Origin of the sequence: Pseudomonas sp. UM16, assembly GCF_050312595.1 — a bacterium.
Classification (GTDB): domain Bacteria; phylum Pseudomonadota; class Gammaproteobacteria; order Pseudomonadales; family Pseudomonadaceae; genus Aquipseudomonas.
In genome coordinates this window covers 101399-113805 of sequence record NZ_JBNPJT010000003.1, presented here as the reverse complement: position 1 = coordinate 113805, position 12407 = coordinate 101399, and the positions used below count along the sequence as shown (strand labels likewise).

The window sequence follows — 12407 nt, the reverse complement described above, 5'->3', positions numbered from 1 at the left end:
GAACATGGCCATTGATGAGCCTACAGTCCTGTCGTTGGAGGTGGGCATCTATTGCGATGACTTGCCGGTGGGCACCCGCTTTCACAGCAAAAAACGCACGGTAACGGAAACCGATCTGGTCAATTTTACCAACCTGACCTGGTTGACCGAGGAACTGTTTACCAACGCCGAAGCTGCAGACCGGGCGCGGATGGGCATTCCCGGCCGAGTGGTGCCAGGCGGACTGGTCTATACCTTCGCCGAGGGGTTGGTCGCAGCATCCTTCCAGGCCTCGGGATTGGCATTTCTCAACGCGAACCTGAACATGCAGGGGCCGACCTTCATCGGTGACACCCTGCATGTGCAGTGTGAGGTTGTCGAGCAGCGCATCAGTTCCAGGCCTGATCGGGGCCTGGTGCGCACGCGCAATTCGGTAATCAATCAGCGCGGCGAGACGGTTATGGAGTACACACCGCTGCGCATGATGCGCGTGCGACCAACGGGGTAAGCCGGCCATGCGGGATGAGCATCGGCTTGTCCCGCATGACTGTGTTGTGCCGGGAGTGGCGTTACTGCGGGTTGTCGCCCATCACACCTTGGGCCGTCCAGTGGCCGATGCGTTGCTCATTCAGCCACCCGGCCAATGCCTGATTGACACCGGCCAGGGTGGCGGCCTGTGGCGCTGTGGGTGTCGACGCCGGTGTACGACTGAAGCGTGGCGCCGGTGCTGGCTGGACGACCCCGTCAGCTTCGACAAAGGTGCCTCGGGCCTTCAAGTGCGTGTGGTCCGGTGCCTCAGCGAACGACAACACTGGGGCGAAGCAGACATCTGTGCCCTCCAGTAGCTCGCACCATTGTGCCCGTGTGCGTTGGGCAAAGGCTTGGGCAAACAAACGGCGCGCCGCTGGCCAGTTGCGTGGGTCGTGCTGCTCGCCGATCAGTTGCGGATCGATCTGCAGATGGCGCAACAAATCGGCATGGAAGCGGCCTTCAATCGGGCCAATGGAGAACAATTGGTTATCGGCACAGGGGTAGACATCATAAAAGTGCGCACCGGAGTCGAGCACATTGCTGCCACGCTGAGGGTTCCAGCTGCCAGCCCCGACCAGGCCGTAAAACACCGTGGCCAATGGCATTGAGCACGCCGGTCAAGGCGATGTAGTTGATGTCGTGACCGGCAGCTTTGGCCAGCGGCCCGGTTTGCCCCCAACCAGTGATCCGTCCGTACACCAGCCTTGGGTTGAGTGCCAGGAGTGCTTCCGGACCCAGGCCCAGGCGTTCGGTGACGCCGGGGCGGAAACCTTCAATCAGGGCGTCAGCGTCGGCTACCAGTTCCTTGACCAGCTCGACTGCCTGCGGGTCTTTCAGGTCCAGGGCAATGGCGTGGCGATTGCGCAGCAGCAGGTTGAATTTGAGCGGCTTCTTGACGCCCAGATCGACTGCCTCTCGACGCTCGATACGCAACACCGTAGCGCCCAGGTCAGCGAGCATCATCGCTGCCATGGGGCCGGGGCCGATACCGGCCAGTTCGACAACTTTCACACCAGCAAGTGGGCCCATTTGTGTCTTCCTTCGCAGTGGTTGAGGGCGCGCCGCCACGGCACGCATAGTCATCGGCCCATGATTGGCCAGCCGTTGCCAGGCGTCCAATACTCGATCCAGATCACCCGATACGCACGGCTAATGGCCTAGCAGAGTTAGCATGGAATTACGTCAACTCAAGCAGGTTCTGGTGCTGGCCGAGACCCTCAATTTTCACCGGGCTGCTGAGCAACTGCACATGGCCCAGCCGCCGTTGTCGACCTCGATCAAAAAACTCGAAAGTGAATTGGGTATGCTGTTGTTCGAACGCTTGTCGAGTGGTTTGAAACTGACCCCGGCGGGCGAGGCGGTACTGCACTATGCCCGGCGCTCGCTGTTCTTCGCCGATGAGATCCGCCGTGCCGCGCGTGACGGCCAGCAAGGCAGTCAGGGGCGGGTGCGGGTTGGTTTTGTCGGCTCAGCCGCGTTCGCGTTGATGCCGAAAATCATCCGTAGCTATCGTGGCCAGTTCCCAGCCGTGCAGCTGCAGATTGAGGAGTCTACTACCAGTGATTTGCTCCGGCGTATTGAGGAGCACTCGTTGGACGTGGCCCTGGTGCGCTACCCGGTGCTGGAACCGGCGGCAGCGAAGGTCATTCCTTTGCAGCGAGAGCGCATGGTCTTGGCGGTCAGTGCCGATTCGCCGCTGGTGGGGCACGTCGGGCTGAAACTGGCGGACCTTGGTGAGCATCCCTTCATCGTCCACCCCCGCAGACTGGTGCCGGGCATGCATGCCATGACCCTGTACGCCTTCCAGATTGCTGGTATTCAGCCGCCTATCGTCCAGGAGGCGGTGCAGGTGCAGACTGTTCTGGGTTTGGTTGAAGCGGGCCTGGGCGTGGCGCTGCTGCCGGATGCGCGTGTCGTTACAGCGGCGCGGGGGTGGTATTCCTGCCGCTTGATGAGTTGGCTGACAGCTTGGTGATGGGCACTGCGGTGGCGGTGTTGGAAGATACGATCAACCCGACAGCTCGTTTTTTCATCGAGCACGCTATGGGCGCTAACCGATAGCAATCCGGTATCGGCAAGCGCAACATTAGCCCGTACACTGCAGCGTCGCGCTGGCCGCTTTCCTGGAAGTTTTCGATCATGTCGTTACCGCCCGATTCAGGCACTGCTCCGAGCTCCTCAGCTCACCTTGAGCATGCCGATCATTACAGCGTCGACACCAAAGTCGTACCGCCCCGTGGTGCGCGCCGCCTGGTGGCCCGTGAGGGCTTGCTGGGACGCTTGCTGGACGCCCGGCGCCAGCGCTGCGTGGTGATCCAGGGGCCAGCAGGGTCAGGCAAGACCAGCACCTTGCTAGGCTGGCGGCGCGAGTTGCTGGCATTGAATTTCGATGTCGCCTGGTTGTCGTTGGCCGCTGAAGACAACAACCTGGAGCGTTTTTGTCACTGCCTGCAGGCCAGCCTTGCCGAGATCAACCCCGAACTTGTCCGCGATGCAGGGTTCTTACTTGGCCGCGATAACGGCGACATGGCCTTGGAGCATTGGGTCATCACCCTGGTGCAAAGTATCGAGCAGCATGGGCGTGAGCTGGTATTGATGCTTGACGACCTGCACCATGTGCAGGATCCGCGTATCGTGCAGGCGCTGCAGTGGCTGCTCGATTACGCCCCGGCCAAGTTGCACTTGGTGTTCTGTTCGCGCATGGCCATGCCGCTCGGCCTGGCACGCCTGCGCGCACGCGGGCAAGTCAGCGATTTCGACCTGCGCGATCTACGCTTCAGCGCTGAAGAGTCGGAGCGCTTTCTGCGCGAACAACTCGGCAGCATCGACCCGCGCGACGCTGCCGTGCTGCACGAACTGACCGATGGTTGGGTTGCTGGGCTGCAATTGTTTGCAGTGGACCTCAAGGCAAAGCAAGGCGGGCGCTTTGATCGTGTGCAGGTGCGCGACCCCGGTGCCTTCGCCAGTTATTTCGAACGTGAAGTATTGGTGCGACTGCAACCCGAAGACTTGCGCCTGCTGACGCGGGTGTCGATCTGCGAACGCTTCTGTGCGTCATTGTGTGCAACGCTGCTTGGCCAGCCTCATGCCATTGCGCGGATGCTCACCCAGTTGACCCGCTTGGACAGCGACAACCTGTTCATCACCCAGGTCAAGAGTCACGACAGTGAAACTTGGTACCGCCTGCATCCGCTGCTGGGCAAAGTGTTGCGCGCACGCCTGGACGCACAGCCGCAGGAGCATCTGGTCGACCTGCATGCCACCGCCCGTGCCTGGTTCAGCGAGCATGGTCACCTCGATGAGGCCGTGCGCCACGCCGTACAGGCCGGCGACGCTGAAGCGGCGGCCGACATCGTCGAGGCCTGCGCCTACGACCTGCTCAGCCGCGGCGACCTCAGCCAGGTTTCGGCGCTGCTGCGTCGTCTGCCCAAGGAACAGACCGATGCACGCATCGGCTTGCAACTGGTGATGGCCCACCTGTCACTGTATGCGCGCAATTTTCCTGTGGTGCAGCAAAGCATGGAGCTGCTGCAACGCCAATACGCGGCCCTGGACCGTAACCAACAGCATGTGTTTACGGTGCTCAAAGCGAGCCTGGCCTTATGCCGCGACAACAGTGACGCGATGTTCAAGGTGCTGCCCGAACTGCTCGCCGTTCCCGCGGACGCCGATGATTTCGCCTACTCTGGCCGCAACAATACCTTGGCCTGGTTTTACATGTACCAGGGCGAATTCGAGCAGGCCAGGACAGTGCTCGAAGGCGCCGAGCGCCTGCAGGGTTCATCGCGTCGCAGCCTTATGGGCCGCTGCCTGAACGGTATGAGCCTGGCACTTGAAGGCCGTATCGGCGAGGCCGAGCACCTGTATCGCGAAGTGCTCGATGAAACCGAGCGTCATGGTGTGGCCTATCTGATTGTCAGCAGCTTGGCCGCCAGTCTGCTCGGCACTGCGCTCTATGAGCAGGGTGACTATGAAGCAGCCTGCCAGTTGCTGGAACCGCGGATGCGGCTATTGGAACGGGTGGCGATACCCGACAGCGTATTGCAGGCGATGCAGACCCTGGCCATGGCCCATTGGTTGGCCGGTCGCCACACTCAAGCCTGGCACTGGGTGGAGCGTTTGGAGCAGCATGCCGAACGCTATGAACTGGATCGTTTGCAGGCGTCGGCATTGGTCCTGCGCATGCGCTGGTCGCAACAAAGCGGGCAGGCGCAACAGGCCGATATGGCCCAGCAGCAACTCGAACAGATTGCGCTGCGCCTCGCGCCGCAGGGGCCAGGCACCCTCTTGGATACCCTGACTGTATGCCGCCGTGCCAGCGCTGAGCGCTTGCTTTACCGCGGTGACTTTATCGGCGCCAGTGCTTGCCTGCAGGCCTTGATCGACACATCGGTGCGTGAGCGCCGCTGGCGGCGGGTGGTGCCGATGCTGCTGCAGCGGGCGGTGAGCGAGCAAGGGTGTGGGCGAGCGCAGCTGGCCCGCGAGCTGGTCATCGAAGCCTTGCGCCAAGGCCATCGGCTTGGCCTGGTGCGCAGCCTGCTCGATGCCTGGCCGGGTATTGCTGCCGTGCTCGAAGTGCTGCAGCAGGAACAGGTGCTCGATCCGGTACTGGCGTTCTACACTCGCCGGTTGCTGGAGATTGCTCGCGGCAGTGCGCTCGGTGCCAATCGTGCCGACGACGAGGGTGCGGCGAAACTGCTCAGTGTCCGTGAGCTTGAGGTGCTGAGCCTGGTGGCCAGGGCACTGCCGAACAAGAAAATCGCGCGGGTGTTGAACCTGTCACCGGAAACGGTGAAGTGGCACATGAAGAACATTTTCTACAAGCTGGGGGTGACAGGTCGCGACGAGGCTATCGCCAAGGCCCGCGACCTGGACCTGAAACTGCCCGACAACACCACGTTGTGATCAGCGTTGACGCAAGGCGTTACCGATAAAGGTCGCCTTGCCACGGGCGACCAGACGTTCACCGTCGAGCAGGTCGAGGCTGGCGTGGTAGAGGGTCCGGCCCAATCGGTGGACCTGGACATGCGCCTCGACCCAAGCGCCCAACTGTGCCGGGCTCAAGTAGTCGATGCTCAAGTTGATGGTCGCCGGTGGTATGTCGCTGTCAACGGCATCCTTGAGCACCCGACCGAAGGCCGTGTCGGCCAGAGTGGCGAGAAAACCACCATGGGCGATTCCCAATGGGTTGAGGTGTTCTGCGCGGATCCGTGCCGCCATCACGGTGCGCTGCGGGTGGTAGTACAGGCCGGTGCACTGGGCAACGAAACCGGCCCGCAGCAATGGTATGAAACCAGCAGGCGGTGCGTCGTCGACAATCAGCGCAACGCTTTCGGGAATCGCCGTGCTCATGTGCGTTCACTCCTTGCCGGTCGCGGCCAACGATAGAGAAACGGCTCTTTGCGCATAAATCGTGCGGTCGCTTCTTTGAAGTAGTCGCATGTCATGGCGATGGCCTGGGCGCTGGCTTCATCGGCCAGCTGGCTACTCCAGTCATTGTTCAGCGAATGGTCGAGCAGGCGTTTGGTCATTGCAAAGGCCGTAGGCGACAGGGCGGTCATGCTGCGCGCCAGTTCCGCGGCCCGTGCCTGGACTTCGGCGTTGGCCACCACCTCCAAGAGGATGCCTATTTCCAACGCCCGGGCTGCATTGATCTCGCCTGCTGAATAGATCAGCTCGCGGGCCTTTTGCAGGCCTACCAGGCGCGGGAGGATATAGGTGGCGCCCATGTCCGGCACTGCACCAATACGCGCGAATGCCATGCAAAATCGCGCCCGCTCGGAGGCCACGATGAAGTCCGCTGCCAGCGCCAGGCTGAACCCCGCACCCATGGCGACACCGTCCACCGCAGCGATAACCGGACAGGGCAGTGCCGCCAGGGCGATGACCGCGTGGTTGGCGATTTCCATTCGTGCCCGTAGTTCAGCGGCAGTAAATGCCATGCGTGACATCCCTCCGACATCGCCGCCAGCGCAAAAATCCTCGCCAGCGCCGGTCAGCACCACCGCGCGTACCTGCGGGTCGCGACGGATCTGCTCAAGGGCATCGAGCAGGGCGGCGCCCATTTCAGCGTTGTAGGCGTTCTTGACGCCTGGGCGCGACATCACCAGGGTGGCCACACCTTCGTGCCTGGAAAATTCAAGTGTTGACATCAGACCTCTCCGTTCCAGCGTCACAAATGCCCCGGCTATCAACAGCCGGGGCACGATGTATGCCTTAGAAAGTTCGCGCGATCAGCTCTTTCATGACTTCGTTGGAGCCACCGTAGATGCGCATTGGCCGGGTGTTGATGTAGAGGCGGGCGATCGGGTATTCGAGCATGTAGCCGTAGCCGCCGTGCAGCTGCAGGCACTCATCGATGATTTGGCAGGCCTGGGTCGAGGTCCACCACTTGGCCTTGGCTGCAGTGGTCGCGTCGAGTTGGTGCTTGACCATCTTGTTCATGCACGCATCGATGAAGGTTTGCGCGATGGTGACGGTGGTCTGCATTTCCGCCAGCTTGAATCGAGTGTTCTGCATGTCCATCAGTGGTTTGCCGAAGACGTTGCGGTCCTGGGTGTACTTGATGGTTTCTTCCACGGCGCGCTCCATCGAACCCAGCGCGTTCATGGCGATGAACATACGTTCTTCAGGCAGTTGCTGCATCAGTTGGACAAAACCCTGGCCTTCCTGCGGGCCAAGCAGGTTGTCTACCGGCACGCGTACATCGTCGAAGAACAGCTCGGAGGTGTCCTGGCCTTTCTGGCCCAGCTTGTCGAGGATGCGACCGCGGCGAAAGCCCGGCAGGTCCTTGGTTTCCAGAGCGATGATGGAAATGCCCTTGGCGCCCAGGCTCGGGTCGGTCTTGCACACCAACAGGACCAGGTCGGCAAGGTAGCCATTGGTGATAAAGGTCTTGGAACCGTTGATGACGTAGTGGTCACCGTCACGGATGGCTTTGGTCTTGACGTTTTGCAGGTCGGTGCCAGCGCCGGGCTCGGTCATGGCGATGGCGGCGACCAGCTCGCCGCTGGCCATCCGTGGCAGCCAGCGTTGTTTCTGCGCCTCGCTGGCGTAACGCAGGATGTAATGCGCACTGATCGCACTGTGGACGTTGGTGCCCAGGCTGGTGGCCACGGCATGGGCCAGCTCGTAGCCAACGATGGCGTTGTGCGCATGACTGCCGCCGCCACCGCCGTATTCCTCCGGGATACCCGGGCAGAGCATGCCCATTTCACCGGCTTTTAACCAGGTCTGGCGGTCGACGTGCTGCTGCTTGGCCCAGCGTTCTTCATGGGGTACCAGCTCTTCGGCGGCGAAGCGGCGTACCGATTGCTGGAAGATGGCCATGTCTTCGGTAAGCCATGATGGTCTGTAGTCGCTCATTGCAATCCTTAGGGGGGAGGGGCGGTATCGCCATCCTAGGGAACCGGACGCAGCACCTGAGAGCGCCGAAGGGATGATGCTGCGGAGTATGCAGCGCATCGTTCGAATGGGCGTAGCGAGGGAGGAGGGGCGTGCCCTGCCGCTGCCGCGTATGGCTACTCCCTTGCGACGTTCCTTCGAACGCCTCCCGGTTAATCCGCAACTTTCATCCCTTCGACGGTCGTAGCACGGGCGCTGCCACTTCTAGGATGGGTACCCATGACCACCGGCCCGCCGGCGGCTAGCCAACTGAGTGAGCATTGCAAAGGACATCAAACGATGAGCGACAAAGTGGTGGTAGCCGGGGTCGGCATGATCCCTTTCTCAAAGCCCGGTGCGAGCCCTAGTTATACCGACATGGGAGCGCAGGCAACGCGTTTGGCGCTCAAGGATGCCGGCATTGAGTATGACAAGGTGCAGATGGCATTTACCGGATATGTCTACGGTGACTCCACTTGCGGCCAGACAGCCCTGTACGAAGTCGGCCGCACCGGTATTCCGATCATCAACGTCAACAACAACTGCTCCACAGGTTCCACCGCGTTGTACCTGGCACGTGCTGCGGTAGCAAGCGGTCAAGCTGAGTGTGTATTGGCGCTGGGTTTCGAACAGATGCAGGCCGGTGCCTTGAAGTCGCACTGGGACGATCGTCCGATCACCCGCGCCAGTGTTGTCCATGTGATGGAAGACCTGACCCGCGATGTTGACCTGCCACGCGCCTTGAAGACCTTTGGCGGTGCTGGCCGTGAACACATGCACAGGTACGGTACGCGTATGGAAACCTTTGCCGCCATTCGCGCCAAAGCCAGTCGCCACGCGGCCAACAATCCCCTGGCGCTGTTCAAGACCATTGTCAGCACCGAAGAGGTGATGAACGATAAGGTCATGTGGCCTGGGGTCATGACCCGTCTGATGGCCTGCCCGCCAACCTGTGGCGCTGCCGCGGCGATCATCTGCTCGCCGGCGTTTGCGAAAAAGCATGGCCTGCGCAGCGACGTGGTAATTCTGGCGCAGTCGATGGTCACCGACCCGGTGGAGTCCTTCGATCCGCCGTCGATGATCGCCTATGCCGGCTTTCACATGGCCCAACGCGCCGCCGGCCTGGTTTATGAGCAATCCGGTTTCGGCCCCCAAGACATACGCGCCGTCGAGTTGCATGACTGCTTCGCCCACAACGAGCTGCTCACCTATGAAGCCCTGGGCCTGTGCCAGGTGGGCGGTGGTGAACAGTTCGTCCTCGATGGCGACAACACCTATGGCGGCCAGGTGGTCACCAACCCTTCCGGCGGTCTGCTTTCCAAGGGGCACCCCCTGGGCGCCACGGGCCTGGCCCAATGTTACGAGCTGACCCACCAGCTACGGGGCACCGCCGACAAGCGCCAGGTCGATGGGCTGAACATCGCCCTGCAGCACAACCTGGGCCTGGGCGGCGCCTGTGTGGTGACCATGTACGGCCGCAACTGAGCCGGTTCGCTGTCCCTTACAACAACAAGAGGAATCACACACATGGCTGACAAGAATCTGATCGGGCACAAGCTCGGGACGTTCTCCACCGAAGTAGAAAAGGGCCGCCTGCGCTTCTTCGCCAAGGCGATTGGTGAAATCGATCCGGTCTACACCGACGAAGCCGTCGCCAAGGCGGCGGGACACAAGTCCCTGCCAGTGCCACCGACCTTTTTCAAATGTCTGGAAGGTGAGGGGCGTGACCTCAACACCTTCCTCAAGCTGGTGGACTTCGACCTCGGGCGGATTCTGCATGCCGAGCAGTCATTCGTGTACCACCAGATGGCCTATGCCGGTGACGTGCTGACCTTCGATGCAGTGATCTCGGAAGTCTATGAGAAGAAGGGCGGTGCCCTGCAGTTCGTGGTCACCGAATCACGGGTGACCAACCAGGATGGCGAGCACGTCGCCGATGTCCGCTCGTCTCTTGTCCAGCGCTGAGGAATTGCCGATGTCTGTTGCCAATCACGTTCAGTTTTCCGATCTCCAGGTCGGCGACGAAGTGCCGCTGCTCAAACTGCAGCCAGTCAACCGTACCACCCTGGCTCTGTACTGCGGCGCATCGGGTGACCACAACCCGATCCACGTCGATATCGATTTCGCCCGTAAGTCGCGCATGCCCGATGTGTTTGCCCACGGCATGCTCTCGGCTGCCTACCTGGGTCGCCTGCTGACCCAGTGGGTGCCGCAGCAGCAAGTGCGTGCGCTGTCTGTTCGGTTCACCGGCATCACTCAGTTGGGCCATATCCCGACGTGCAGTGGCAAGGTCACCGAAAAGTTCGAAGAGAACGGCGAGAAGCGCGTACGTCTGACCATTCGCTGCGCCAACCAGTACGGCGAAGACAAACTGCTCGGTGAAGCCGTGGTCGCCCTGGCCTGATCCCCCTCCAACGCATTTAAGGAATCGATTGATGAAAAAGCTTGAAGGCAAAGTTGCCCTGGTCACCGGCTCCGGTCGGGGTATCGGCCGTGAAGTCGCGCTGCAACTGGCGGCCTACGGCGCCAAGTTGGTGATTAACGATCTGGACGCTGAACCTGCCGAAGAAGTGGTCACCACCATCCGCAACGCCGGTGGCGAAGCGGTTGCCTGTGTGGGCAGCGTCACAGCCCCAGACTTCGCCGAGCGTCTGGTCAAGACGGCGGTCGACAACTACGGCGCTATCGACATCATCATCAACAATGCCGGTTTTACCTGGGACAACGTGATCCAGAAGATGAGCGACGAGCAGTGGTACGCGATCATGGATTGCCACCTGACGGCGCCGTTTCGCATTCTCCGTGCCGCCCAGCCGGTGATCAGCGCTGCAGCCAAGAAAGAAGCCGCCGAAGGCCGCGAAGTACTGCGTAAGGTCGTCAACATCTCCTCCGGTGCCGCCGGTGGCAACGTCGGCCAGAGCAACTACTCCTCGGCCAAGGCCGGCATGCTGGGCCTGACCAAAACCCTGGCCAAAGAGTGGGGGCGCCTGAAGGTCAACGTCAATGCCGTGGCGTTCGGCCTGGTCGAAACCCGTCTGACCCAGGCCCTGGCCGGTGAAGACAGCAAGACGGTGAATATCGAAGGCCGTGAAATCAAGGTCGGTGTTCAGCAGTCGCGTCTGGACAGCGCCAGCCAGACTATCCCACTCGGTCGCCCGGGCAAGCCCGAAGAAGCTGCCGGTGCGGTGGTGATGTTCTGCCTGCCCGAGTCCGATTACTGCTCCGGTCAGGTTATCTACTGCGGCGGTGGCCCAGGCTCCAACTTCTGATTGCTCCTTTGCCCTGCAGCCCCGAGTGCCGTTGCAGCGCCGGGGCGTATCGAACAAGAGGTCTGTGCAATGCTGGAAAACTACCGCTCACCGTGGATGAACGAAGACCTGGAACAGTTCAGTGACATGGTTCAGCGCTTCGCCAAAGAGTACATGGAACCTAATGAATTGCACTGGCGCGAGCAACACTATGCTGACCGTTCGGCCTGGCTCAAGGCTGGCGAACTGGGCCTGATCCTGCCTGATGTACCCGAGGAGTACGGCGGTGCTGGCGGCGGCATTGGTCACTATGCCTGCGTCGTACAAACCATGAGCTCGTTCGGCGGTGGCCTGGGCATCGGCCTGAGTCATATCGTTGCGCATTACATTCTTGAATCCGGTACCGAAGCGCAGAAGAAACACTGGCTGCCGAAGATCGGTTCCGGTGAAGTGATCTGCGCCATTGCCATGACCGAGCCGGGTGCCGGCTCCGACTTACAGTCGGTACGGACCCGCGCGGTGAAGGAGGGCGAGCACTACGTCATCAATGGTGCCAAGACCTTCATCAGCAATGGCCAGACCTGCGACATGGTCCTGGTGATTGCCAAGACCGATATCAGCCAGGGCGCCAAAGGCGTTTCGCTGTTTATGGTCGATACCAATACCCCGGGTTTTCGCCGCGGCAAGCTATTGAGCAAAGTCGGCATGCACGCTCAAGACACCTCGGAGATGTTCTTCGACGACGTCAAAGTGCCGACTGATTGCCTGCTTGGCGAAGTCGAAGGCCGCGGTTTCTACACCCTGATGAGCCAGCTCCCGTACGAGCGCGCGCAGATCGGTGTTGGCGCTGTCGCGGTGATGGAGCGCGCCTTGCGCCTGACCGTGGAATACACCAAAGACCGCAAAGCCTTTGGCAAGCCGGTCATCGATTTCCAGAACAGTCGCTTCGTCCTCGCTGACGTCAAGGCCACGGTGCTCGCTGCCAAGACCTTTGTCGACCTGATCGTCCAGCGCTGGATCGACGGCAGCCTGGATACCACCCTGGCGTCGATGGGCAAGTTCTGGCTGACCGAACGCCAGGGCGAAGTACTCGACCGTTGCCTGCAACTGTTCGGCGGTTACGGCTACATGAACGAGTACCCGATCGGGCGGATGTGGGCCGATGCCCGGGTCGCACGGATCTATGGCGGCTCCAACGAGATCCAGCGTGAGGTGGTGGCCCGCTCCCTGTAACCCGAGACACAGGCAGGGCTGGCGCTGCGTGTT

The 12407-nt window shown here is 61.2% G+C and carries 11 protein-coding genes and 1 pseudogene; 8 read left to right on the top strand and 4 right to left on the bottom strand.

Going from position 1 to position 12407, the window contains the following annotated elements; translation table 11 throughout:
* The first annotated feature begins 4 nt into the window (after positions 1-4).
* A complete protein-coding gene (locus ACQRAX_RS04300) occupies positions 5-487 on the top strand; it encodes a MaoC/PaaZ C-terminal domain-containing protein (protein WP_412039279.1) in 483 nt (160 codons plus the stop codon).
* 61 nt (positions 488-548) lie between these two features.
* Here ACQRAX_RS04300 and ACQRAX_RS04295 read toward each other — a convergent pair.
* Positions 549-1539: pseudogene (locus ACQRAX_RS04295) on the bottom strand (CaiB/BaiF CoA transferase family protein).
* A 142-nt stretch (positions 1540-1681) separates the two neighbouring features.
* On the opposite strand from ACQRAX_RS04295, the gene ACQRAX_RS04290 reads away from it, so the two are divergent.
* Entirely contained in the window at positions 1682-2485 is an 804-nt protein-coding gene (locus ACQRAX_RS04290) for a LysR family transcriptional regulator (protein ID WP_412039282.1), read from the top strand.
* Positions 2486-2649: 164 nt separating this feature from the next.
* Positions 2650-5415 (top strand): LuxR C-terminal-related transcriptional regulator, encoded by a 2766-nt coding sequence (locus ACQRAX_RS04285; protein ID WP_412039283.1) that lies wholly within the window; start codon positions 2650-2652, stop codon positions 5413-5415.
* Here the strand turns inward: ACQRAX_RS04285 and ACQRAX_RS04280 are convergent, their stop codons facing one another.
* The 3 genes from ACQRAX_RS04280 to ACQRAX_RS04270 all read right to left on the bottom strand — a co-directional run bounded on the left by ACQRAX_RS04280 (position 5416) and on the right by ACQRAX_RS04270 (position 7875).
* Entirely contained in the window at positions 5416-5862 is a 447-nt protein-coding gene (locus ACQRAX_RS04280; protein ID WP_412039284.1) for a PaaI family thioesterase, read from the bottom strand.
* Entirely contained in the window at positions 5859-6662 is an 804-nt protein-coding gene (locus ACQRAX_RS04275) for an enoyl-CoA hydratase/isomerase family protein (RefSeq protein ID WP_412039285.1), read from the bottom strand. Before ACQRAX_RS04275 ends, ACQRAX_RS04280 begins: the two co-directional genes overlap by 4 nt.
* Positions 6663-6726: 64 nt before the next feature.
* Positions 6727-7875, bottom strand: coding sequence for an acyl-CoA dehydrogenase family protein (locus ACQRAX_RS04270; protein ID WP_412039286.1), 1149 nt, complete (start codon positions 7873-7875; stop codon positions 6727-6729).
* Between the two features lie 318 nt (positions 7876-8193).
* Between ACQRAX_RS04270 and ACQRAX_RS04265 the strand changes: the two genes are divergently transcribed.
* The 5 genes from ACQRAX_RS04265 to ACQRAX_RS04245 all read left to right on the top strand — a co-directional run bounded on the left by ACQRAX_RS04265 (position 8194) and on the right by ACQRAX_RS04245 (position 12374).
* A complete protein-coding gene (locus ACQRAX_RS04265) occupies positions 8194-9378 on the top strand; it encodes a lipid-transfer protein (RefSeq protein WP_412039287.1) in 1185 nt (394 codons plus the stop codon).
* A gap of 42 nt (positions 9379-9420) precedes the next feature.
* Positions 9421-9858: a MaoC family dehydratase N-terminal domain-containing protein gene (locus ACQRAX_RS04260; RefSeq protein WP_412039288.1), complete on the top strand. Its 438-nt coding sequence runs from the start codon at positions 9421-9423 to the stop codon at positions 9856-9858.
* Between the two features lie 10 nt (positions 9859-9868).
* Positions 9869-10297: a MaoC family dehydratase gene (locus tag ACQRAX_RS04255; RefSeq protein WP_412039289.1), complete on the top strand. Its 429-nt coding sequence runs from the start codon at positions 9869-9871 to the stop codon at positions 10295-10297.
* Positions 10298-10328: 31 nt separating this feature from the next.
* Positions 10329-11162: an SDR family NAD(P)-dependent oxidoreductase gene (locus ACQRAX_RS04250; RefSeq protein ID WP_412039290.1), complete on the top strand. Its 834-nt coding sequence runs from the start codon at positions 10329-10331 to the stop codon at positions 11160-11162.
* 69 nt (positions 11163-11231) lie between these two features.
* On the top strand, positions 11232-12374 hold the full coding sequence (locus ACQRAX_RS04245) for an acyl-CoA dehydrogenase family protein (RefSeq protein ID WP_412039291.1): 1143 nt from the start codon (positions 11232-11234) through the stop codon (positions 12372-12374).
* Positions 12375-12407: the final 33 nt, after the last annotated feature.